We start from the raw sequence: 25,731 nt of genomic DNA, 5'->3' as shown, positions 1-25,731 counted from the left end.
AACGAGATTCAGTATGATAGACAATTGTATAGAAGTTGTTACACCCAATTGACAAAGTATTTTAAAAACGTCGCGTTTTCTGCTAACCCATAAACACAACCCTCCCATTCTCCAGCTTCACCTTTCCCCGTTGAATAGCTTCCCTTATTCCGCGGCGCATAGCGGTTTCTACATTACCGCCCACACGGCCGTATTGGAATAACTTGGCGGTCTCCCGCACCAAGTCATCTTCCGGCATGCTGATCTGAGTAGTAAGGATTTCCTGCACGGCATTGGCTACCTCCGGGGCAGGTAGGTCTTCCGCGTTGCGGCGTTCCGCTTCGCTGCCCGGCACCCGGAAATCAGTATATGCTCCGGGTATTTGTCCGTCCTTCCAGAAACAGGTATTGCCGTCCTGGTCTTGGGTGGTGTTTAATTGCATGGCGCTGAAAACCTGCTCGAAACGTGACTGGATGCGTGCGCCCAGCCGGCTGACGCCCCAGGCGGCCAATACACGGCGGCATAAGAGCGTTTGCATAACAGGTGCTTCTATATCAATCACCTGACGGATCTGCTGCATTAAGGTCTGGGTGCTGCCATACGCCAGCAGGTCTTCGTAAGTAACCTGCGTCATGACCGGCAGCTCAGCGGGTTTATACACCGAATACGCGGAACTTTGATTTGTCGGTACGGCTACCGGCTCAGGAACAGGTTGTTCATTGGCTGTTGCTACTTTATTATAAGCAATCGCCTCTTCCTTTTCCAAGTTGGCAGTTTGGTATTCAGGAGCCACCGTTTCTGCAATAGGAGCAGGCGCTATAGGTATTTCACGATTGGGTGCATCCGGTATGATTAATGTCTTTTGCTGATCCAGGTAATCCAGCAAAGCCTGCATGACCTGTTCCTTGCTTTCCCACCAATCCAGGGCCCAGATACGGAAGATCTTCCAGCCCAATAGCTTTAAAACGGAAGACTGAACGACGTTCCGGTCCCGCGCGCTTTGCCCGGCGAGATAATTATATCCGTCGAACAACACGCCTGCCAGGTATTCCTTGGGTTTATCCGGGTGTATTACAGCCATATCAATACGATAGCCGGAACAACCGATATGGGTATCCACCTGGTATCCCTGTTCTCTTAAGAAAGTGGCTACGGATGTTTCAAGCGATGCCAATGTGTGCTTTTCCGCTACAGCAGTCTGCGGTATGGGCAAAGCCACTTTTCCTTTTTCGGCAAAAGCCAGAAATGCCTTCAATCCCGCAACGCCTTCCGAGCGGGTGCGGCTCAGATCAATCTGGTCGGCACGCAAAGTAGCATATATTTTCATCAGGTACCGCGCTCTTGACACGGCTACATTGAGCCTGCGCCAACCGCCGTCCCGGTTCAGCGGTCCGAAATTAAGGGACACCTGTCCCGACTCATCCGGGCCATAGCAAACGGAAAAAAGGATGATATCCCGTTCATCTCCCTGTACGTTCTCCAGATTTTTTATAAACAGCGGCTCGGACGCGTTATTGTTAGCCTCTTCAAGCGTGGGATTGCGCACAAACTCTTCATTCAGCAGGTCTTCTATAAGCGTCTGCTGTACGGAACTGAAGGTTACCACGCCGATGCTTTTCCGTTCCTGTTCAGGCAGGGAGAGCAGCCTGACCATTTCCCGTACGATTGCTTCGGCCTCTGCCCGGTTTTGCCTGGTTTTACCCCTATCATAGATCCCTTCAATCGGGACATAATGCACCCGGGTGGCAAGGTCATCGGGAGAAGGAAAGGTAAACAAACTGTTGTCATAGTATTTGGCATTGCTGAAGGCGATCAGGCTTTCATGCTGGCTGCGGTAATGCCATTGTAACTGCCGCGAGGGCACGGAAAGCGCCTGGCAGTCGTCCAGTATGCTTTCGAGGTCTTCGTTGCTGTCCTCTTCATCAAAATGGACGGAAGAAAAGAAGCTGGTGGGCGGCATCTGCTTAGGATCGCCCACCACGATGAGGCTCTTGCCCCGGGCAATGGTGCCGACCGCTTTGCTCGTGGGCATCTGCGAAGCCTCATCAAACAGGATCAAATCAAATGGCTCGCTGTTGATGTCCAGGTATTGCGCCACCGAAATAGGGCTCATCAGCATACAGGGCATCATCCTGGGCAATAAATTGGGAATGTTATTGAAGAGCTGCCGGATAGACATGCCCCTGCCATTGCTCTTGATCGCCTTTTGCAGAATGCCGCTCTCGGAAGTGGCCACCGCTCCCTGTGAAAATACCGGTACCCGGGATGCCAGTTCCGCGTATAGCAGCTCCTGGGTAAGTCGGGTAAAGGTATTTGTAAGCTCCCGGAACCTCGTAATCTGCGCAGCAAAATATTGACCGTTGAAAGCGGATAATGGCTGGCTGGAGGCTATGATCTGCGTAGCAAGACTACGAACCAGGCTCTTTTTAAAGCTGTCCAGCATCTGATCCGTTTTAAATGCTCCTGCCTCGTAGGCGGCTATAAAACTTTCCAGGTGCAGCGCGAGCGCTTTTTTACGTACCTGTGTCCAGTTAAACCAGTTTTTAAGCTCGTCCAGGTGCGCATGCCATAAGGAAGCCTTTTCCAACCCTTCGTCTTTGGCATTGCTCCGCTCAAATGGCAGGTGGCAACCCAACACTTTTTCCAGGTCATACCGCTTAGCCTGTTCATCCCGGATCACCTGGTCTAAAGATTGCAGCAAACCGGCTTCATTGTCCATAAAAGAGGCCCTTCCCTTCTGAAACAAATGTCCAATTTCCTGACGACGGGTAAAAACAGTAACCTGATCAGCGTTCCATTGCAAAAGGTGGTTGTTTAATGCCTTTATACCGGCTAACGCTTGCCTCACCTGTTCCCATACAGGATGGCCATTCTTCCAGAAACGACCCAGCTTTTCGTCTAAATAATCTTTATGTTGGTTTAAAACGGCGTTATTTTCCTGGTACGCGAGCGTGTCGAGTAAGATTTGTGGCACCTCCCGGCTGGTAATTAGCCCGGTTTTTAAAAAAGCGTATAAATTCTTCTTTACTTTTTTCTGTCCAAAATACCGGGGCAGAAACCATTTTGCAGAGGCGAGGTTCCATGCGGTGAGCAGTTCACCTGCAGGCGCGTCTAACAATGTTGCCTGGAATTTTTGGCTCAACGCACTACTGATTTTATCCCGCTGTTCTCCTGCGGTGATCAATGGTGTTAACGCTTCCTCGAAATCCGATAGATGCTCGGTTTGAAAGAAGCTTTCCGGTATCTCCGGTAATTGCAAGATGCCGTTGATCATCTCCCTGAATTGTTGAAGTTGCCCGTCTGTCCAGCTATCATCAGGCCAATGCAGGATTTGGGTGACTTGTTGTAATACCTGGTTCAGTTTTTCACGGGCCTTGATGAACAATCCAAGTTCCTGGCGAATTTTTTCTTTTTGCTGGCTGCTATATTCACCAGGCTCCAGACCATACAGTGGATTCCTTTCGGAAGCGTCGCCACATAAGCCGGCGGCTATTTGCAATTCTTCTGCTATATCTATCCACTGATGCCACTTTTCCCTGTCCAGGGTGCTTAACTCCCCGGCAGAGAACGGGATGTCATCTTTTGCTTCCGGGTATTGAACATATTCATTGAACAGGTCGTAAAGGGAATAGCCATAAACTTGTTTTTTATGCAGCACTTCTACATGCTCATTCAATACCTTGCGCAACTGGTTGAGACGCTCCGCCTCCGATTTGAAACTATCCGGCGCATGCTTCCGAACGATTTCCATGGTCTTTTGCAATTGGGCGAGCACTTCGGATTTCCGGGCTTTATTGGAATGTAATTCCAGGCAGAACGGCGCTAATCCAATCGCCGCCAAACGGCTCTGTACCACAGACAAAGCGGCCATTTTCTCTGCCACGAACAGCACACGCTTTCCATGGTATAGCGCGTTGGCTATAATATTGGTAATGGTCTGGGACTTACCGGTACCCGGAGGTCCGTGTAATACGAAGCTGTTTCCGGCTGTAGCGGCACTAATAGCCCGTAGTTGCGTAGCGTCCGCGTTTATGGGAAGCAGCAGGTCTTCATAGCCGTATTTATGATCAAGATTTTCTTCCTGAATATAGTCAAGTGGATCTTTCAAAGATCCGTTGGTCAAACCGGCAACAATGGGATGGTCTTTCAGTTTATCGGCATTCGAATGTATATCGTTCCACATGATAAACTTACTGAAAGAGAACGTACCCAGGAATATCTGCTCTTCGACGTCCCACCTGGGCATGGACATGATTGTTTGCCGGATGATATTGAAGATCAGCTTTACATCCACGCCACTTTCATCTCTTGGCAAGGGATCTAAACCGGATAATGCAAGGCCAAAGTCTTGTCTCAGTTTTTCCAGTAAGGTGATATTCAGTACTGTATCTTCCTCCCGGCTTCGGATAATGAAGCCTTTTTTGACCGATTTTCGAATGATCTCCACGGGCATCAGCAGGATGGGGGCAAATCTTGGTCGTTCACTGGAAGGCGTTTCGTGCCAGCGCAATAATCCGATTGCCAGGTACAAAGTATTGGCTCCGTTTTCCTCCATAGCTTGCCGGGCATTCCGGTACAACCCGGTTAATCCGGCATAGAGATCTTCTTCTGATACGTAAACACGCAGCCGCTTCTGTTTTAACTCTTGTCGGACCAATTGAAGCATAGGGTCCCGGCTATTCAGAGATTGATAGACACCGGAACTACGGAGTGGGTTATCCCAATCCCTGGGCCTGGCCAATATCTGAAACTCATCACCACCTGCCATGGCATCCTCTAACTCATTAAGAGGCACAGGGATGAACTGGAGGGATGTCTTTGAAATACGGAGGTTAAGCAGGTTATTCCGAAGACTGAGGTCCAAAAGCTTCCGTTCCCATAGCTGTTGCTTCCCGAAATGAATTTCTTGGACGTGGTTTAGCTTAACGCTTTGTGCTAAAGCAGTAGGGTTGCTTATCTCCGGTTTCTGGTCAACACTATTTTCGTGGTCGATTATTTGCCATTCTTCACCAACCTTTTTTCTTAATGGCATAGGCCTGATGCCGCTGAAACGGCTCCGGTGCACATCAATAAAATAATCAAAAGCCGAGAGATCAGCGAAGTGATTAACCGCCAGTTGTATGGCATCATCAAAGGTGGGCGACTGCCCTTCATTCATGGCAGTTGCTTCAATAAGCAGCATTTCGTTGATGCCACTCGCTATTCTTTTGGTGAGCAAGGAAGGATCGTCACTTACCGTATCGGGAAAAGTATCGTCCACCAGCCAGGCGCCTACAAAGGCATGTCCCTTGATGAGCACCAGTATCGGGTGCAATCCCATTGCTTCCAGGCAGGAAGCATATAGCAAAGACATTTCAAGGCAATTGCCCATACCGGTGGCCAGTACAGTATCAACAAGTCTAACCCGCTGCCCTGCGCCACCAAAACTGGCAGGCACGCTGCAATAGGTGATTTTTTTCTCTTTTATAGCGGCGTAAAGCGCTGCCATTTGTTTTTTTACCCGATCTGGGTTCTGACTTTGATAATCATTCAAAGCGGAATTATCTGTCCATTTTCCGAGTATCCCGGCCGTGGATTTTAGGATCGGCACCAATTCCGGTAAATTGGGCATCACAAAGGCGGAGAGCATTTCCGGGAGGATACCTTTTCCCAGCCATTGATCGTATGCCAATAGGTCAATATCATATTCTTTGGTGTAAACTTCTTCTTCATCTGCCCGGATGGACAGTTTTAAAGAAGCGGTCATCATCTCTGTAAGACTGCAAATGAAAACGGGTTTAAGCTTCAGCTGGATTATTTCAGGCTGGAATGTGCTGCCTGGAAATAACTGCCCGGTATGAAGCTCCAGCGGTTCCGCAAAATCATCCGAGGGTTCAATTTTTATAATGAGGTTGGTCCATTCTTTATCCGTGGCATTTCGGATAGATAAGGTTCTGATGACAGGGACATGATTCTGGTAGAGCGCATAGCTAACGGCGGGAAGGTAGTCGAAAACGACTATCTCCTGAGAGGGATCTTCGGTCATAATCATAGGTTAAAGAAATATAAGCTCTTCAAATATAATAAAAAATGTAAATTAGAATATAAAATTCTCAGAAACAGGCACCCCCGGATGAATAGATCGATCTGATCTTGAATGGAGATGGATAGCTTTCCGCTCAGACAATCTGTTTTACCAAAATGTTGTTGAATTTAAACAATATATGATCTGTTGTTTTTAAACATAATATAATTAAATAATCTTTAAATCATTGACAATGAAACAGCAACTTTTATCTGTCAGACAATCTGATAAGAATCCGGACAATCCGATAACTGCCGTAATATACATCCGTGTCAGTACGGATGAGCAAGCGCAGAAAGGCTATTCGCAACGTAGCCAGGAGGAACGATTGCGCAGGTTTTGCCAGGCCAATAATATAAAGATCCTCCAAACTGTTTTTGAAGACCATTCTGCAAAGACTTTTCGAAGACCGGCCTGGACTAAGCTCATGTGGGAATTCAAGCAAAGTAAATACAACAGACCCCAGTTAGTTTTATTCACCCGCTGGGATCGGTTCAGCAGAAATGCTGCCAATGCCTATTACATGATTAATATGCTCCAAAAATTAGGCATTGAACCCCAGGCATCTGATCAACCATTAGATCTCTCTATACCTGAAGATAAAGTGCTGCTGGCAATATATATCATTATAGCAGAGGTGGAAAATGAAAGGCGGTCTCTAAATATACGTCAAGGACTCCGCAGGGCACAGCGGGAAGGCTATTGGATCGGAAATGCGCCCATAGGCTATGTGAAAACATATACTCCGGCCGGGCAGAAAATCATTGTGCCACATGAACCTGAAGCTTCCCTGGTCAGGGAAATATTTACCGGTATAGACGAGCAAGTGTCTGTCAGGTCCTTATACAGGAAAAGTGTTGAGAAAGGACTTCGATGCAGTTTGAGCACATTCTGGAATCTGTTGCGCAATCCCGTTTATTGCGGACAGATAAGAATTCCGCCCGCAAATGGCACAATCCATAACACAGTAAAAGGTAATCATGAGGGACTGATTCATCAAGCGTTATTTGATAATGTACAGACTCGGCTTAATGGCAAGAGAACGCGCTATAAGCATCAATCCCAAAATGAGCTACTCCATTTGCATGGCTTCCTTTATTGTCCTAAATGCGCCAAAAGGCTATTGGCCAGCGGCTCCAAAGGAAGAAATAAACGATATTATTATTACCATTGTACCTCAGCTTGTGGTTACCGGGTCCGGGCAGAGGAGATAAATGAGTATTTTTTTCAGGGTATTGAACGTCTTTCTACAAACGAAGAATATATCGAACTATATAAAGAGATAATTAAAGCGACTTTCCAGGAGCTTTTTCACCAAAAAAAGATTGATCAGGCGTATATTACGAAATCCATAGACAAACTAATAGAACGTTCCGCAAAAGGCAAAGAACTGCTGACGAAGGGAGACATAGATATAGATGATTACCTAGCCATAAAAGATGATTGTGAAACCAAAATCAATACTCTGGGAGAAGAATTACATAAAGCATATATACTCGGAGTAAAAAAGGACCAGGACTTAGATCAGATTGCCATGCAGCTTACCGATCTGAAGTCTTTTTATACGAGTAAGGAGATCGACCTTACTGCCAAACGACAGTTATCTGCTTTATTGCTTAAAGAAAAATTGATTTTTGATACAGCCGGTTTCAGCAATAATCTTAACGAGGTGGCACAAATAATATATGGTCTTTCTGTCGAGAAATATGCAATTCAGATAAAAGCAAAAGCCGGAGAAGGCAGTCCTGATCTTAGAGAAAATAAATCTCCTTATAAAGCGATCGTGAGTAGGATTGAAAAAAGAAGCGGACAGGTTATTTCTTCAGCATTGTTCACCCGCCTTCATCACTTTCTGACAGAATTTGCCCGACTTTGTATTAGTATAAAAACGGGATATCAACCACATTTTTCCTCATGATTTAAAACAAGATATACCGGTTCGAAGTCAGTCAACTTCCTGGGAAAAAGCAAAAAGGTAATTTTGCCGGAATGTGGTAGTGATTGCGCATGCAGAATGTAAGATATTTATAATCAATAGATTATTTGCGACTTAAAAATCAATGTTATTTAACTGAAATTCCAATAAATACAAACGGTTTTTTTACTTCGAACCCAAAACAAAGTGCTATAAATCAATGAATTAAAATTAAAAAATGCATAAAAAAAGAGGCATTTGCCTCTTTTAACACTTTAAGTCGGGATGACTGGATTCGAACCAGCGACCCCTTCGTCCCGAACGAAGTGCGCTACCGGGCTGCGCTACATCCCGAATTCCGGAAACTGCCCCGGAACAGGAGCGCAAAAATAAACCGCTTTTGTTAAATAATGAAATTTATTCCCCATCCTGGAGATTTTCTCTTCCATCCGGCGAAAAGCCGTTTGAAAAAGGGGGCGAGAGGACCCTGGCCGGGAGGAAGTGGCCGCTTTTTGTTCAGTCCTGGATAGAGCGGGGGTAGCTGGGGTCCTGACCGGGATAAAGGGGCGCTTTCCATCACATGAAAAACTGTTCGGCAACGATCTTCCCGTCTCTGACCTGATAAACGCACAGCTCGCCCATGGTGTCGCGTTCTCTTCCTTTCATTTTTATGTCCATCTCCAGGGTAAAGGCAAAAGTATTGCCGCTGATCAGCGGTTCCGATACAACATAGCTGTAGACTTTTTCCACCATGCTGTTGAATTGATGTCCTTTTTCAAGGATAGCATCCTTTCCCCGGGTCTCCTTGTCGAAGCCGGGGGAGGCTTCGGGCTCTATGCTGATCGCATCATCGGCATACAGTTCTTTTTGGGCTGTTTCTAATTCACCCTCGCGGCAGAGTGCTGCCAGCCGTTGAGCAATTTGTTGGGTAGTCATAATGCTGGATTTTGTTTGCAACTAAGTTAGGTCTTTTTAGGGGATTGCTTTTTTTCCGGACAGCTATATGATCAAATATATTTATGGCTGGTCTCCGGAAAGCCATAAATGACCTATCTTAGAGGGGACAACCCCGGCGGTCACCGGCCTGATTTTTTTGTTTACTTTTTAGGTTTAAAAAAATGTTATGTTATCCCGGAAAATAATGACGACGGCGATATGCTTTATCGCGGTCAACACTGTTCTGAGCTGCAGGAACCATACTGCAGCTTCTGCTCAGCACAACGCTGCCGATTCTCTGCCTCCTGTAGAGACCCAAAAGCCCAATATCGGCTATAAATCTGCTTTTGCAGGGCAGACGAGGGTAGGGGCGATAAAGACAAAGACGCCGCTATCCGTTACGGTTATAGACAATTCGCTGGATCATCCCTGGGGCATCTGCAACCTGCCCGACGGCCGTTTTCTGATCTCACAGAAAAAAGGCACTATGCGCATCGAGTCGCCGGACGGGAAATCCCACAAGGAAGTTACCGGTTTTCCGCCCGTGGTTCCCGATGGCCAGGGCGGTCTGCTGGATGTGAATATCGATCCGCAGTTTTCATCCAACAGGATGATCTACTGGGACTATTCGGAGAAGACCTCCGGGGGGACCTTGCTGGCCGTTGCCAAAGGGAAGCTTTCGGCCGACGAAACCAAGGTGGAGAATCCCACGGTGATCTACCGGGCTACTCCTGCGTTTAAGGGCGCGCTGCAGTTTGGTTCGCGCATTTTATTCGATAAGCAAGGCAACCTGTTTGTCAGTACAGGCGAACGTTCCGCAAAAGAGATCCGCGTACAGGCGCAGGAGTTGAACTCCTCGCTGGGAAAGGTCATTCATATTACCAAGGACGGCAAGCCGGTTCCGGGTGGTCCTTTTGCCCATAAAGCCGGCGCCCGGCCGGAAATTTACGCCTATGGGTTCCGCAATCCCGAGGGTATGACCTGGAATCCGCAAACGGGAGAGATATGGGAAGCCGAGTTTGGTCCCAGGGGCGGCGACGAGGTAAATATCATCCGGGCGGGAAAAAATTACGGATGGCCCGTAATCACCTATGGAATAGAATACAGCGGCGATAAGGTGGGCGACGGTATCCAGCAAAAGGCCGGTATGGAACAGCCGGTTTATTACTGGGATCCGAGCGTTTCCCCTTCGGGCATTACCTTCTATACGGGGAATGCTATCCCGGAATGGAAAGGCAACCTGTTTATCGGCTGTCTCAGCGGTTCGCATATTACGCGGCTGGCGATAAAAAACAACAAGGTGGTAGGCGAGGAGTGGTTGCTCGGCGATCTTGGCGAGCGCTTCCGGGCGCTGATCACCGGTAAGGACGGTGCGTTGTACGCCGTAACCGACAACGGGAAGCTGTACCGCATAGCCAGAAAATAGTTCTCCGGCGGAGGGACAGGCGGGATTTGTAATTCAGGGGATAAGCATTATCTTTAGCGGTTATAGTCCTTAAAAGATAAACTTCATCCGATATGAAATCGAGCATGCGATGCGGCATCCTGCTGCTTTTTTTAAGTTACATCACGCTGAATGCCGGCGCAGCCATCCGTCTTCCGGCCATCATTACCGACAGCATGGTTTTACAGCAACGCTCCGAAGCGCCCGTCTGGGGATGGGCTTCACCCGGCGAAGCGGTATCTGTTGAAGGAAGCTGGGCAAAGGGAAGCCCCGTTAGTACAAAGGCCGACGAACAGGGGAAATGGATGGTGAAACTGAAAACGCCTGCCGCCGGTGGCCCCTATACGCTGACGATCCGCGGTGAGCAGACCCTTGTTTTGCATGACATCATGATCGGAGAGGTCTGGGTATGTTCGGGACAGTCCAATATGGAAATGCCCGTATCCGGATGGAAGGGCGCTCCTCTGCTCAACTCCGAACAGGAGATCGCAGCCGCGAACTATCCCAACATCCGGTTATTTACCGTAAAGAAAGCCATTGCCACCGACCCCCAGGAGGATTGCAGCGGTTCCTGGTCCGCCTGCAGTCCCCAAACGGTAGCCGGATTCAGCGCCGCCGCTTATTTCTTCGGGCGGCAGCTATACCAGAAGCTGCATGTGCCCATCGGCCTTATCCATACCAGCTGGGGCGGTACGGTAGCCGAAGCCTGGACCAGCAGCGATGCGCTGAGAACGCTGGGTGATTTTAACGCGGCGCTGGACCAGCAGGATTCGCTCAGAAAAATGTCTGCCGCCGCTCCCAAAGACCCCAACCATCCTTCCTTACTGTATAATGGTATGATTGCTCCTATCGTTCCTTTTGGGATAAAGGGGGCGATCTGGTACCAGGGTGAGTCGAACGTGGGACGGGCGGCCCAGTATGAAAAGCTTTTTCCAACGATGATCACCGATTGGAGAAACCGGTGGAAGGAAGGTAATTTTCCTTTCTACTTTGTACAGATCGCTCCTTATAAGTATGGTGGGGACGGTATCAAATCCGCCGCGCTCCGCGATGCCCAGCGCAAGTCACTGGGAGTGCCCAATACCGGCATGGTCGTGACCCTCGATATCGCCACGCCGGACAATATACATCCGGCCAACAAGGAAGAGGTGGGGAGGCGGCTAGCCCTCTGGGCGCTGGCGCGCACCTATGGACAAAAGGGAATCGTATATTCCGGCCCGTTATACAAAAAGCTGCAGGTAAAAGGCAACAGGGCCATTCTTTCCTTTGATTATGCCAAGGACGGCCTGAATACGAAAGGCGGACCGCTCTCCGGTTTTGAGCTGGCTGGCGCCGATGGCAACTTTGTGCCGGCCGAAGCAGCCGTAAAGGGAAATAAGGTAGTGGTCCGGGCTGCTACAGTGTCTCATCCCACGGCGGTGCGTTACGACTGGACCGATACATCCACCGCCCATCTTTTTAACAAAGCGGGTCTGCCGGCATCTTCGTTTACCGCCGCTCTCTGACCGGCAATGGCATGGGCCCCCGACGGCCCTGCGGTAAAACCTTGCGCAAAACTTTTGTAGGTTTGCGGGATGAATGTCTTGATTTTTAACGGGTCGCTGGACACGCGGCAGGATTCCACTGCCGGAAGAATTGCAGATTATTATGCTGAAAAATTCTGGGAGGCGGGATATACTCCTGTCGTGTTTGACCTCGCGGAGGCCGGCATACCTTTTTTTGATCATACCCTGGCACAGATACCGGCGGCAGCCGAGCAGATGTGCGCCTTATTCCGGGAGGCCGATATCCACGTCTGGCTCAGCCCGCTCTACCACGGGAGCATGACCGGTGTGATGAAAAACTGCCTGGACTGGCTGGAAATAAGCGCCGGCGAGCCTGCGCCCTACCTTACAGGCAAGGTTACCGGCCTTGTTTGCTGGGCCGCGGGCGTACAGGCGATGCAGGGCATCAACGCCATGGACGCCGTGGCCAAGGCGCTCCGCTCCTGGGTGCTTCCCTATGCTGTGCCCATATGCCGGAAAGACCTTTATGACGAAGGCATGAAGTCCTTTTCGGCGGAGTATCTGGCCCGCTTTAACCGGATGATAGCGCTGCTGGCCGAAGCGCGCCCCGTAAAAAAGAATACTTCTCTTTTCCCCGGCCGCTGACCCATGAGCGGGAGCCTGGCTGACCGTCTTCCGCAATCCGTACTCCGCCTGTCGGCAATTTGTTTGGGGATATCAGAGCAGGACTAGGTCCAGGTGCCGGTAGTTATTCAGAAAATGGCTGTTCGGCGGTAATTCGGTAACCAGGTAATGGATCAGGTTCAGATCGCAGACCTTCATCCGCTGCACCGAGTTGAGCTTTTCTGCAATGCTGAGCACGCATAGCTTCTGTGCGGAGCGTATCATCGCTCTTTTCACCTGTACCACTTCCCAGTCGGAATCCGTCATTCCTTCCTGCACCGAGAGCCCGTTGGCACCCAGCAGGCACAGGTCCACACGTATATCCGAAAGGGCGTTGATCACGCTGGCGCCGATATGAACGCTGGCGCTTTTGCTCAGCTGACCGCCGATGCTGAAAACGGTAAGATTGGGGTGGTCGCTCAGCTTCAGGGCTACCAGGGGGCTGATGGTAAAAAAAGTGGCCCGCAGGGTATCCGGTATCTGCTGGGCCAACTCGATCATGGTGGTGCCCCCGCCGGTCAGGATGACCATGTCATTTTTCAGCAGGGTGATGACCTTTGCCGCGATCTGCTGCTTGGCTTCCTGTGCATAGACCTCGCTGTTGCCGTTAAAGGGGTAGTGAAACGAGCGGCCTATCGCTCCCCCGTGCACCTTCAGTACTTTTCCCGCATCCGCCAGCTCTTTCAGGTCCCGCCGGATGGTATCTTCCGATACCTGCAGCTGATGGCTCAGGTCTGTGGACAGCACTTTGTTGTGCACATTGATCTGACGCATAATAAAAGAGTGGCGTTCTTCTTTCAGTAATACCTGGTTCATGGGATAAAAGTAAAAGTTAGGAGGATGAAATTTTTGTTAAAAATATTTTTTCTTTTCCGGATTATGCGGTATTTTCACTAAAAATCTGCATAAAAACGCATTTTCCGGATAGTGTGTTTGGGGTGATGAAATCCTTCTTTCTTTGCTTTTAGTCGCTCATTGTCAATAGTATTACTCAGTATTTCAGCTATTCTTCAGATCTTAAATTTGTTCTGAATGAGAAAACAGCTACTTCTGATTTTCTTGCCTTTATGGGTTTATGCAGGTTCATGGATGCAGCATCAGACGGGTTTCTGCTGTACTCCGGGATCCTGTAAGGCTGACCCCGAGCCTGGTCAATATCCATATCATCATCCGGAAATACATTGCTTTCTCCTGGTGCTCCCGTCCGGGGCAGCGTCGCTTCAGATGTCTTATGTGGGCGATGAGTCGCAGAGCGTGCGGACAGATGCCGCATTCAGCCAAATCATATTGCTAAGGACAAGCGAGAATTCTCTGAAGCGGCTGGTGGTTGTGAATTATAGTACACAAGGAAAGGCTGATCTGACGGGCGCGGTTTCTACGGTACAGATACAAAAACGCTGACAGCATCCCTTTGATTTTGCGCTTAAATTTTAAACCATGATAAAATGTTTCACCTTTATTATTACAATTCTCGCATTGCAAATCCCGCAATCGGTATTTGCCCAGGTGCACACCATAACCGGCACTGTACTTACTGCTGAAAATACCCCGATCGCAGGAGCTACCGTGGTCGTTAAGGACAAAACTATCGGTACCCATACCGGTCAGGATGGGAAGTTCACGATTAGTGCGGCTCCCGGAGATATACTGATCGTCAGCACCGTGGGATTTAGTACCCGTGAGATCACGGTAGGGGATGCCGCAACGCTTTCCGTTACGCTTCAGCGAGGAAACGAAGGGTTGCAGGAAGTAGTTGTAACGGCGATGGGTATTAAAAAAGAGCGAAGGGGGTTGGGTTACTCGGTCTCTGACCTGAGCGCGGACGAGCTGATGAAAAATAAGAATACCAATGTCGTCAATTCTCTGTCAGGTAAGGTTCCCGGTGTAAACATTACGCAATTCAGCGGTGCGGCCGGCGCGGGCGCCTCGATCACCATCCGGGGGGGTAACTCCACATCTGACAGCAGGCAAAACCAGCCTTTATTTGTTATTGACGGTATTATATACGACAATTCAACGAGCGTTACCGGCAGCACGGCTACCGACGGCCTTTCCCGCAGCAATACCACGTATTCAAACCGCATCATGGACATCAACCCTGAAGATATCGCGAGCCTGTCGGTTCTGAAAGGCGCCGCCGCATCTGCATTATACGGTTCGCGGGCGGCTGACGGCGTTATTATCATTACCACTAAGAAGGGACAGGAAGGCAGGGTAACGGTGAATGTCAATAGCAGGATAAGCAGCTCCTGGGCAAATAAGCTGCCTGAAGCGCAAGCCGAATTCGGGCCGGGCTCTTATACCAACAACGGCGTTCTTAACAGTAATTCGTATAACGTGTTTGGAACGTATAACTCATGGGGGCCAAAAATCCCGGGCGACAGTACAATATATGATAATATAAATCATTTTTTTCGCAACGGTGTGGTGTATGACAATAACGTAAACGTATCCGGCGGTTCAAAAAACGGGTCTTTTTACTTATCGGCATCTAACTATAAACAGAATGGTATCATTCCGGGTACGGATTATGATAAAAAGACCTTTCGTTTTAACGGCGGACAAAAATACGGACGCTTGACACTGGATGTCAATGCGGCTTATTCTATTGCCAATACAGACAGAACTTTAACTACGTCCGGCTTATGGTCCGGCCTTTCTATTGACGGAGTGGGAAGTATGGGTGCGCTGTACAGCTGGCCGCAAACGTTCAATATGAAACGCTACATCAATCCCGACGGGACACAGTATCGTCCCTATGCCGGGAGTGTAGCATTGGAAGACGACGAGGACAATCCTTACTGGATCATCAACAAGAATAATCTGACCTCAAAAACGAGGCGTTTCACCGGTGGCGTCAACGCCAATTATAAGATTACAGACTGGTGGGATGTTTCGGCACGCCTGGGTTATGACCAGTACGCCACGAATGATTATACTTATATCGCCCCGGGCTCTGCCGTAGATATCATGTATCAGAACGGGCGTTTGAGCAAGGACCTGTATGACTATTCCTACATCACCACTACCCTGATGAGTAATTTTCATAAGACCTTCGGAGATTTTGATACGCACCTGATGCTGGGAACAACTTCGGAAGATACTAAAGCATTGGGTCAAAATCTTTGGGGGTTCAATTTTACTGATCTTTCAACCCCCAGTTTTGAAACGATAGCACCGGAAAACAAACAGTTTACGGATCATACAACAAGAAAGCGCCTGGTGGGAGCTTACGGGGAATTTGGGGTATCTTATAAAGAGATTGCCTACCTCACGCTGACGGGACGCAACGACTGGACGTCCACCTTACCCATCGAGAACCGATCTTATTTTTATCCTTCGGTCAGCGGCTCTTTTGTTTTCACAGAATTGTTGCCCAAAAGCACTATTCTTTCGTTCGGTAAAATCCGCGGAAGCTGGGCGCAGGTGGGTAAAGATGCCAATGCATATGCTACCCTTACCTATGTGAACAGTCCCATCACCATCGGATCGTTTACAGGAATCGGCAATCAATACACAAGCGGGAATCCTTTTTTAAAACCTGAAATTCAAAATTCCTGGGAAGTAGGGGGAGAATTCAGATTTCTGAATGATCGCATTGATTTGGATTATACCTACTATCACAGTCAGACCAGGAACCAGATCGCCTCGCCGCGTTTATCCAATGCCGGCGGATATATTCTTGTCTCCATTAACTCAGGCTCGGTAATTAACAAGGGTATGGAAATAGCCCTTACCGGAAAGCCTATCGTACAAAAGGATTTCGGATGGACTGCCACGCTGAATTTTTCCTATAACAGGGGCCGGTTGGGTGCGTTTCTTCCGGGGGTAGCCTATTTTTACCCGACGGATGCGCAATTCGGAACCGTAAAAGCGGCCTCTATTCCTAATGGCGGGTATTTCCTCGGACTGACCGGCACGCGTTATTTGCGGGAAACGGATGCCAAAGGAAATGAGATTCCCAACGGGCGCTACCAGGTAGATTCCAACACGGGATTATATAAAGTATTCACCGGTACCAATGCTGCGATTGTAGGCAACCGCGAACCGGATTTCATCGGAGGATTCAACAATACTTTCCGGTATAAAAATTTTTCTTTGTCCTTTCTTCTTGATATTCGCATGGGGGGAGATGTGTATAACGGTACAGCGTATGCGATGGTTGTCAACGGCCTGAGTAAGAAAACGCTACAGAACGATCGCCAGTCGGTAACCGTAACCGGCGTCAACAGCGAGACCGGGGAAGATTTTAACCAGACCTATAAGGCCGGCGAGTCTTACGATATTGGCGGTACAACCTATTCCGGTACCTACATGATCCAGCAGTACTGGTCAAGCACGGAAACCGGCGTAGGCAGCTATGCAGCCAATTCTTTGAATTTCATCACTTCGGTCAATTGGCTAAAGCTGCGTTCTCTGTCCTTGACCTATGATTTTGCCGGTTTGCTGACCAAAAAGAATGCCATCAAAGGGCTTTCTGTAACGGCTACAGGCACCAATTTATTTACATGGACCAATTACAAAGGAATGGATCCGGAAGTAAGCGCGGCAGGAGGGACAGGAGGCTCGGGCTCTACCGGTATTGATTACCTGGGCGTGCCCGCTGTAGAAACGATCTCATTTGGCGTAAACCTTACGTTTTAACCAAAAAAAACTCGTCATGAAAAATTTTCGATATACTATACTGGGTTGTATCATCTTACTGGGGGCTGTTTCCTGTAAAAAATGGCTGGATGTGAATACAGATCCTGATAATCCGAGCAGCGCCAACGTATTGCTCCAAAACAGGTTGCCCTGGATTGAACACTTTTATACCTACACGGCAGGGGTGTCCAATTTCCGTACGGCGTGCCAGGCCGGTGTCTTATATAGCACAACCGGCTCTGCTAATGCGTTTAGTACCACATGGACGGCATCCACGGGCAATATAACCCCTTATCAGACCTATTTTGTAGAAGTAGCTTCCAACCTGAATGATCTGTACAAATCTGCCGAACAAAAAAACGCCTATTATTATATGGCCGCCGCAGATGTATTCTCCGCATTGGGCTTTATGGAGATGTTGGATCTGTATGGGGAAATGCCTTATACGGAGTCGCAGGCCATATCCGGAATAGCGACCCCGAGCCCTGCCTATGACGACGGTAAAACCATTTACAAGGGTTGTATGGCGAAATTGGATGAAGCGATCAGTTTGTTCGGTAAAACACAGGAGGCCGGAGTTCCTTCATTTGCTCAGGGAGATATGTGGAACAACGGCGATGTAAGCAAATGGATTAAATTTTGCTATGGGTTGAAAGCGCGCTACATGCTTAAGCTGTCCAAAAAAGCAGATCTGTTTAACCCGGATTCTATTTTATATTGTTTGTCGAAGGGCCCGCAGTCCAATGCCGACAATGTGGTGCAGCCCTGCTTCAACAACAGTACGGTAACCGATTATCTGATAGGCGACCCTGTTGTTACCAACGGGAACTGGGATTATGTGGGCTATGGCAGCGGTCAGCGCATATCCCAATACTACTATAACTTACTGACAAATATGCGCGGTTCAGGGGTTGCCGATCCCCGCATGACCAAGATCGTACCGGCATCCATGTCCAACATTAAACTTAACGGCAGCGGCAAAGTGACCTCTTATACCTGGAGCCGGTCCGTGGGCGTGGATTCTTACGGTCCGTCAACCCGGCTGGTAAAAGGAGGCGCTGCTTCTATCATAACGCCAAGTTACGCCGTTTCAGATGTGGATATAACGTATGCTATTGCCGACGCAGCCGACCGTACAAAATTCATTGCAGCCCAGGTGCTGGCGGGACGGCCTCACACCGTTAATGGGAATAACGTAAAAGTGACCTACAAGGCAGGTTCCATATATATAAACAATACCAATTACCTGTATGCCGGAGACACTGTCTACGTAAATATGCGCAGCAATTCCATGGCGACAGGCATAACCGGTATAAATAGTGAAACGGATCTTAACTGGTATATTACGAAAGAAGCCGCGGCGGCGGGTGTGATTGCTTCTACCGGTTCCTTCCAGGTTCGCCCGATCTCGGATCAGGAGATCCTGACATACCATGAAATGTGCTTTATCAAAGCTGAGGTATATATGAGGAAAGGGGATAAGGCAAATGCTTATACAGCCTATAAGGCCGGTATTCAGGCGCACCTGGATATGATGCAGGCCAAGCTGACGGAATGGAAAGGGGGAGGCTATAATAATCCCGATATGGCGCCTATGGATCAAGCAGCCGTCAATAGCTACCTTCAGAGCAATGCGGTTTGCCAGAATGCAGGTGCATTGACCATGTCAGACATCATGTTGCAAAAATATGTGGCCATGGGTGTCAGCATCGAAAACTGGAACGATATGCGCCGGTTTAATTTTAGCGCGGGTAATATAGGTGGTTACGGGGTAGTTTATCCCGGATATGACCGGGGGCCGTTATTTGCAGGTACAGAACTATATACCGGCAGTTCCAAAACAGATCCCCGGTACTGGCAGCGCCGGTGGCAGTTGCCTGCAACCCTTGAACTAAATTACAACTCAGCCAATGCTTTGGCCATTAATCCGCATGCTGCTGATCCAAACGTTTGGAGCATGCCGGTTTGGTGGGATTGTGCGACTGATGATGAATATTATGGATACCTCAAGTAATAGTGATATTTATCCAGATTTCGTATTTAAGTCAAGTTAAAAGCGCTTCGGTCTTGTTGGGAAGGGGAGGAAATTGCTGTTCCCTCCCGGGTTATTGAACAGGGTTTCCTGTGATGAATAGATGAAGTTCCTGTATGGTGCGACAAGCCCTGAAATAAGTAATTGTTATTTCTGTTTTCTGCCTGAAATTAAAATATAAAACCGCATAAATTCGTAACATGTTCTTCGTCTTGTAATTTTTTCCTTATGAACAAAGCTTTATTCACTTCAGTCTTTATGGTAGTTTTTCTCTGTACTGGCTCCTTAATGGCCCAGCAGAGGAGCATTAAGGGAAAGGTGCTGGAATACGCCACACAGCAGCCGGTCATCGGAGCTACCGTAATGGCGAGCGGTACCCGATCCGGTACCACTACCGATATGCAGGGCGCATTTTCCCTGGTACTCCCGCCCGGGACAGCGTCACTTCAGGTGTCTTATGTAGGCTATGAATCGCAGACCGTGCCGATAGACACCGTGTCCAGCTATACCATATTACTAAGGACAAGCGAGAATTCTTTGAAGCAGCTGGTGGTCGTGGGTTATGGTACGCAAAGAAAGGCCGATCTGACCGGGGCCGTCTCCACCGTGGACATGAAGAAAACATTTGACAGCAAGCCGCTGACTGACGTCACCAAGGCGCTGCAGGGGATCGTGCCCGGTCTGGCTATCACCTATAGCAATGGTGCATTGACCGCAGCTCCGGATATCAGGCTGAGGGGTGTGGGCTCGGTAAATGGCAGCAGCGCCCCGCTGATCCTTGTGGACAATGTGCCTACTCCCGATCTTTCCGTGATCGATGCGAACGACATCGCCAGCATTTCTGTGCTCAAAGATGCTGCTTCCGCGGCCATCTACGGGGCAAGAGCCGCCTTCGGGGTCGTACTGATCAAGACCAAGTATGGCCACCACAATCAACCTACACGGGTGACCTACTCCAACAATTTTTCCTGGAACACCCCCACTGTTCTGCCTGATTTCTCTGATCCTGTGAAGGAATTGCCGGGATTGATATCCGGAGCGGCCAGAGCAGGGAACAATTCTCCTGAATTGTTCGGGATGCAGTTCTCCAAGGAGCTGGAAGGGATAAAGAACTGGGAGCAGAATTATGCACATAACCGCAAAGGGATTGACATGGTAGACGGAGAGGACTTTGATCTCCCCAACGGGTCTGATCCATCCTATTTTTACCGTGTCTGGGATATAAAAGGCATGATGCTGAAAAAATACACGCCCCAGCAAACCCAGAACCTGTCTGTCGTCGGGGGAACGGAAAAGACCAGCTATTATATGTCTTTTAATTACAATCATCAGGGCGGCATCATGAAGCCGCATCCTGACGATCTGAAAAAATATAATGTCACCGCCGGGGTAGATGTGGCTCCCACAGACTGGCTTGACCTGAGCGCCAAGATCCTCTACCGGAACTTCAGATACACGCAGCCTTACCAGTATCAGCAGTACTTTTATTATATGTGGCGCTGGCCGGCCTATTTCCCCTACGGCACCTATCAGGGCAGTTATTTCAGAGGGCCGATAGGCTATCTCAACCTTGCGCATGACAATACGGTCACGGATAACTATTCCCGCGTAGATCTTGGTGCCGTGCTCCGGCCTCTGCCTCACCTGAGCATAGAGGCCCACTATACCATCAACCGGGATAACGTGCTCAGTCATATAGCCGGCGGTCCCGCCGTGCTCTGGAACTTCTGGAGCGCCAGCATGCCCCTCGAAAATGTTGCATCGGCCAGCAACGATCAGGCGGTATATTCCAGCGGTCGGGATATTGTAAATACGTTCAATGGTTTTGTTACCTATGATAATACTTTTGCCGACGTACATCACCTTACGGTAATGGGAGGCGTCAACGCGGAAGATGACGAAAACATCTCTTTCAGCGCGGAAAAAAGAAACCTGCTGGATCCCAACAAACCGGAACTCAGCCTGGCTACAGGAGATCAGCTGGTCAACAATAGTCATGTCAATGCCGCCTATGCCGGTTTCTTTGGCCGGGTGAATTATGCCTACAAAGATAAGTACCTGCTTGAGCTGAACGGGCGGTACGACGGATCATCCGCTTATTCGCCCACGGACCGGTGGGCGTTTTTCAGCTCCGGATCCCTGGGCTATCGTATCAGCGCGGAACCTTTCATGGATTTTATCCAACCGCTTTTCAGCGATCTGAAGATCAGAGCATCATTAGGCGCTATCGGTAATCTGGATGTGGGAGGACAGTATTTTATTCCCGGGATGAGCAGCTATAATGCCAACTGGATTGTAGACGGGGTGACCGTGCCTACCTTTAATAACCCTCTTGCCATAGCCAACAGTCTCAAATGGGAAAAGGTACGGACATTGGATTTTGGACTCGACTTCGGAATTCTGAAGAATTATATCAGCGGCAGCTTTGACTGGTACCAGCGTACTACTACCGGTATGATCAGCACCAATTCCGTACCGGCTACCTTCGGCGCCGCTGCGCCCCACACCAATCAGGGGAATATGCGTGACCGGGGTTTTGAGGTGGATATAAACCTCAATTATCCGATCAATGATCACTTTAGCCTCTTTGCCAGGCTCAGCCTGGCAAACAACAAGGCCGTGATCACCAAGTGGAATAATCCAGCCAAGGTGATCAACCAGAATTATGACGGCGCGGTTTACGGTGATATCTGGGGCTTTGCAACAGACCGGTATTTTACCAATGACGATTTTGATAAGCATGCTGACGGTTCTCTTACGCTTAAATCAGGCATCCCCAGCCAGAGTGGGCTGGAAAACGGCGACTTCACCTACGGACCCGGAGACATAAAATTCAAGGACCTGAATGGAGATGGCAAAATCGACGGGGGGAATTCCACTGCTGCTGATCACGGCGACCTGACCGTGATCGGCAATACCCAGCCGCAATACCTGTACGGTGCACAGCTCGGCGGACAATGCAAGGGCTTTGACCTGTATCTCTTCCTGCAGGGTGTCGGCAAGCGGGATATGTGGGGTGTTGGCGATATGGTGATCCCGATGTACAGCAATTCACAGATCCTGTACAAACATCAGCTGGATTACTGGACCCCTGATAACCCCAACGCAAAATATCCCAATCCTTATGCCGGTAACTCAGGAGGAACGGTAGGCGGGCTGCTGGCGGGCGGTCATGATTTTTATCCTCAGACGAAATACCTGCTCAACCTGGCCTACTGCAGATTGAAAAACCTTACGATCGGGTACTCCCTCCCCGAAGCTCTCGTGCACAGGATTCACCTTCAAAAAGTGCGGTTCTATGTAAGCGGCGAGAACCTGGCCGAAATATCTCATGTAGGCGTGCCGCTGGACCCGGAGATTACGGACGGAGAACTGGGATATACGGGAAGAACTTTCCCCTTCCAGCGAAATTATTCCTTTGGTCTGCAACTTACTTTTTGATTTTATGTTATAAAGCATTCAGGTATGAAACGATCACTAAAAAATATAAAAGTCTTTTCCTTCATTGCCGCTGCGCTTTTCCTGGCTTCCGCTTGCAGCAAATATGTGGATAAGAATCCGCCGGACCAGTTTTCCGACCTGGATTTCTGGAACAGTGAGAACAATGTAAAATCCTTTAGCTGGGGGTTTTACCACGATATGATCACCGGATACGGAAACGGGCTGGGGTTAGGCGACTTTTATTTCAGCAGCTTCAACGATGACCAGGACAATCCTACCTTTGAGGATTTTCCGAAAAACGCTCCGGCCAGCGACGGCACCTGGGATTTTGGAGATATCCGCAAGGCCAACCTGATGATCGCCCGCGTGCCTATCGTACCCATGGATGAGGCAGCAAAAAACCACTGGGAGGGAGTCGCCCGTTTTTTCAGGGCCTGGCGTTATTTCAGGCTGGTCCGGAGATTTGGTGACGTGCCCTGGTACAGCCAGGTGCTGGAGATCTCGGAGGATTCCGCCATATACAAGCCCCGTGATCCGAGAAATAAGGTCATGGATAGCGTGCTGGCCGACCTGGATTTCGCCGTGGCCAACCTGCGATCCAGGGCAGATGCCGATCCCAATACCGTCAACCGGGATGTGGCGTTGGCGCTGAAGTCGCGTGTCTGCCTGTTCGAGGGTACCTACAGCGAGTATAACGAAAACGACGATGCGCGGGCAGCCAAGTATCTTCAGGAATGCAAGGATGCTTCGGCCGAATTGATGAAAGCAGGCTATGGTCTGAGCGGTCATTACAAGGATGTATACAGTTCCAACAGCCTGGAAGGTAATCCTGAGGTTATCCTTTATAAGAATTATGAAGACGGCGTACTGATGCATAGTACGGTAGGATATACCAACGGTACCACGCCCATGCGGGGGCTTACGAAATCTGCCGTGGAATCTTACGTGTGTTCGGACGGTCTTCCCATCAGCCTCTCCCCCCGCTATAAGGGTGATGACAACATCGAAAATCTTCGTGCCAACAGGGACGGACGTCTCCTTGAAACGATCGATTTCTTTTACTGCTATCTGGGAAAGCTGGTAGGAGGAATGAGATCGAGTACCGGTTACCGCCCTGCCAAATTCCTTCCGGGGTTGCCCCAGTCCGGCGATACCATAAAGCCCGGGGATACCGAGACGATACCTTACAATATCAGCGATGCTCCTATCTTCTGGCTACCGGAAATATTGGAAGATTATGCAGAAGCGAGTGCTGAACTGGATAAACTGGGGAAATATACCATGACCAACCAGGATCTGGATATTTCTGTTAATCTTTTGCGTGACCGGGATGATGTGGCTCCTCTGCAGCTGAGCGGGCATCAGGGCACTGCAGTTAACGGCGTTCCTTTTACAGACCCTGCGAAAGACGAAGATGTCACTTCCCTGATCTGGGAGATCCGCCGGGATCGCAGGGTTGAACTGATGATGGACGGGTTCCGGCTGGCTGATCTCATCCGCTGGCACAAGCTGGATTATATGGACAGCCAGAAAAATCCCGACGCTTTCCTGGGGGCCAAGGTGCCGGACAACGCTGAAGTGACGATCAATGATGAAGGATATATTGTAGTTTATCCGAGCAGCAGCAAAAGAACGGTACAACCCAGAAATTATCTGTGGCCCATCCCTACAGGAGAGATTTCGCTTTATCCCAACGGAGCACTGAAACAAAACCCCGGCTGGGAATAATAAGTTCGGAATACAATGACCCTGTTTTTCCCCGCCCGCCGTATCCTGTCATCCGGGATATGGCGGGCTTTTTAACGAAGATCATTTGCCGGCAGCTACTGTCTTTTCCAGCCAGTCGCCCGCCAGCGTGGGCCAGGTCATTGCTGCCGGATTACCGGGCCGGAGTCCGTACCCGTGACCGCCTTTCGGATACAGGTGCTGCTCTACCGGTACCTTTGCCTGCTTTAAGGCGGAGGCCATGGCCAGGGCGCTGAGGCCGTGCGGATCGTCGGCCGTGGAGAACAGGAACATCGGCGGTGTATGTTCGTTCACTTTTACCCCGGGGGTAATACTGTGTTCCGGTCCCTTGTCCAGGTATGCAGGATAGATCAGCACGGCAAAATCCGGGCGGCAGGAAACGGCGTCGGCATCATCCACGGCAGGATAGGTTTTTTGATCGTACAGCGTGGAGGCCCGGGCGGAGAGGTCGCCTCCCGCAGAAAAGCCGAGCACACCTACCTTATCCGGGTTGAGGCTCCATTTTGCAGCATTTTTGCGTACGATCCGGATGGCCCGCTGCACATCCTGCAGCGCGCCTTCCTGTTTCTGCGGCACGCGGTATTGCAAGACAAAGGCGGTAAAGCCCAGGGTATTGAGCCACTTGGCCACCTCGTCTCCTTCCAGATCGATGGCCAGTATGCTGTATCCCCCGCCGGGGCATACGATAATGCCTGCCCCGTTGCGGTGACCGGCATCCGGCTCGTAAACGGTAAGGGTAGGATTGGTGACATTGGTCAGCCGGGTCACGCCCCGGCTGCTGTCCGGCGCGATCTCCGCGGGATGTTTGGCGTCTTTCTCGCCGGGTACCTTTCCCGGCCACAGATGGATAACGGATGCATTCTGGGCAAAAGCTGGCATAGCGCAAAAGAGAATAAGGGCAAAAAGAAAAATACGTTGCATAACGTCTATTTTGATCCCTAAAGCTACGCGCTGAAGTCCAGATTCGCAAGCGCTTCCTGTTCACGGCGGTTCAGCCCATCAGTTTCCCCGCAGCAGGGACATGATGTGCTGCGACTGCCATTCGGTATCCGCCATGTCGAGCATGCAAACAAATGCCCCGAGCTCATGCGGGCTCAGGAGCATGCTGATCCTTTCTCCCGTCGCAGGCAGGATGACGGATCTTTCATCCGGTTCCTCCGCCCCGGCATGGCGGGCATGGCATTTCTTTATCCAGTTGCGGAACGGAGCAAACTCTTCTTCCGGAAAGGTCAGCAGCAGGTTCCCGAAAGCAATAACCATGTTACCGCAATGGACGCAGCGGATAACGTATCCGGTATCCCGGCAAAGGTAAAGGGTCTGATAGCAACACATGGGCTGACAGTTCAGGTATAAGCGTTATTT

13 protein-coding genes and 1 tRNA gene are annotated in these 25,731 nt (G+C 49.6%); 8 read left to right on the top strand and 6 right to left on the bottom strand.

Features of this window, described 5'->3' with window-relative positions:
* Positions 1 to 82 precede the first annotated feature (82 nt).
* On the bottom strand, positions 83 to 6,004 hold the full coding sequence (locus ABD851_RS08540) for an anti-phage protein ProA (protein ID WP_344978224.1): 5,922 nt from the start codon (positions 6,002 to 6,004) through the stop codon (positions 83 to 85).
* Between the two features lie 232 nt (positions 6,005 to 6,236).
* On the opposite strand from ABD851_RS08540, the gene ABD851_RS08535 reads away from it, so the two are divergent.
* Entirely contained in the window at positions 6,237 to 7,961 is a 1,725-nt protein-coding gene (locus tag ABD851_RS08535) for a recombinase family protein (protein ID WP_344978222.1), read from the top strand.
* Between the two features lie 277 nt (positions 7,962 to 8,238).
* Here the strand turns inward: ABD851_RS08535 and ABD851_RS08530 are convergent.
* Both ABD851_RS08530 and ABD851_RS08525 read right to left on the bottom strand, forming a co-directional pair.
* Positions 8,239 to 8,312 (bottom strand) — tRNA-Pro (locus ABD851_RS08530).
* Positions 8,313 to 8,534: 222 nt separating this feature from the next.
* Complete coding sequence (locus ABD851_RS08525) at positions 8,535 to 8,894, bottom strand: SnoaL-like domain-containing protein (RefSeq protein ID WP_344978220.1); 360 nt, start codon at positions 8,892 to 8,894, stop codon at positions 8,535 to 8,537.
* A 187-nt stretch (positions 8,895 to 9,081) separates the two neighbouring features.
* On the opposite strand from ABD851_RS08525, the gene ABD851_RS08520 reads away from it, so the two are divergent.
* The 3 genes from ABD851_RS08520 (at position 9,082) to ABD851_RS08510 (ending at position 12,488) form a co-directional block, all read left to right on the top strand.
* The gene (locus tag ABD851_RS08520; protein WP_344978218.1) at positions 9,082 to 10,320 is read left to right on the top strand and encodes a PQQ-dependent sugar dehydrogenase; all 1,239 of its coding nucleotides are present in this window, start codon (positions 9,082 to 9,084) and stop codon (positions 10,318 to 10,320) included.
* A 92-nt stretch (positions 10,321 to 10,412) separates the two neighbouring features.
* The gene (locus tag ABD851_RS08515; RefSeq protein WP_344978216.1) at positions 10,413 to 11,843 is read left to right on the top strand and encodes a sialate O-acetylesterase; all 1,431 of its coding nucleotides are present in this window, start codon (positions 10,413 to 10,415) and stop codon (positions 11,841 to 11,843) included.
* Between the two features lie 69 nt (positions 11,844 to 11,912).
* Positions 11,913 to 12,488: an NADPH-dependent FMN reductase gene (locus tag ABD851_RS08510; protein ID WP_344978214.1), complete on the top strand. Its 576-nt coding sequence runs from the start codon at positions 11,913 to 11,915 to the stop codon at positions 12,486 to 12,488.
* A 72-nt stretch (positions 12,489 to 12,560) separates the two neighbouring features.
* Here ABD851_RS08510 and ABD851_RS08505 read toward each other — a convergent pair whose 3' ends face one another.
* Complete coding sequence (locus tag ABD851_RS08505) at positions 12,561 to 13,322, bottom strand: DeoR/GlpR family DNA-binding transcription regulator (RefSeq protein ID WP_344978212.1); 762 nt, start codon at positions 13,320 to 13,322, stop codon at positions 12,561 to 12,563.
* 621 nt (positions 13,323 to 13,943) lie between these two features.
* Here ABD851_RS08505 and ABD851_RS08500 point away from each other — a divergent pair.
* The 4 genes from ABD851_RS08500 (at position 13,944) to ABD851_RS08485 (ending at position 24,351) form a co-directional block, all read left to right on the top strand.
* The gene (locus ABD851_RS08500) at positions 13,944 to 17,150 is read left to right on the top strand and encodes a SusC/RagA family TonB-linked outer membrane protein (RefSeq protein ID WP_344978210.1); all 3,207 of its coding nucleotides are present in this window, start codon (positions 13,944 to 13,946) and stop codon (positions 17,148 to 17,150) included.
* A 91-nt stretch (positions 17,151 to 17,241) separates the two neighbouring features.
* Positions 17,242 to 19,164 carry a SusD/RagB family nutrient-binding outer membrane lipoprotein gene (locus tag ABD851_RS08495; RefSeq protein ID WP_344978209.1) on the top strand — a complete coding sequence of 641 codons (1,923 nt, stop codon included), beginning with the start codon at positions 17,242 to 17,244 and terminating at the stop codon, positions 19,162 to 19,164.
* A 306-nt stretch (positions 19,165 to 19,470) separates the two neighbouring features.
* The gene (locus ABD851_RS08490) at positions 19,471 to 22,623 is read left to right on the top strand and encodes a SusC/RagA family TonB-linked outer membrane protein (protein ID WP_344978207.1); all 3,153 of its coding nucleotides are present in this window, start codon (positions 19,471 to 19,473) and stop codon (positions 22,621 to 22,623) included.
* A 24-nt stretch (positions 22,624 to 22,647) separates the two neighbouring features.
* Positions 22,648 to 24,351, top strand: coding sequence for a RagB/SusD family nutrient uptake outer membrane protein (locus ABD851_RS08485; RefSeq protein WP_344978205.1), 1,704 nt, complete (start codon positions 22,648 to 22,650; stop codon positions 24,349 to 24,351).
* Positions 24,352 to 24,432: 81 nt separating this feature from the next.
* Here ABD851_RS08485 and ABD851_RS08480 read toward each other — a convergent pair whose 3' ends face one another.
* The gene (locus ABD851_RS08480; RefSeq protein WP_344978203.1) at positions 24,433 to 25,290 is read right to left on the bottom strand and encodes an alpha/beta hydrolase; all 858 of its coding nucleotides are present in this window, start codon (positions 25,288 to 25,290) and stop codon (positions 24,433 to 24,435) included.
* A 78-nt stretch (positions 25,291 to 25,368) separates the two neighbouring features.
* Entirely contained in the window at positions 25,369 to 25,701 is a 333-nt protein-coding gene (locus ABD851_RS08475; protein ID WP_344978201.1) for a DUF6686 family protein, read from the bottom strand.
* Between the last annotated feature and the right edge of the window lie 30 nt (positions 25,702 to 25,731).

This window comes from Compostibacter hankyongensis, from assembly GCF_039541075.1.
Taxonomy (GTDB): Bacteria; Bacteroidota; Bacteroidia; order Chitinophagales; family Chitinophagaceae; genus Compostibacter; species Compostibacter hankyongensis.
Note: the sequence above shows the minus strand (reverse complement) of the source record. Positions and strands in the feature narration are given on the sequence as shown.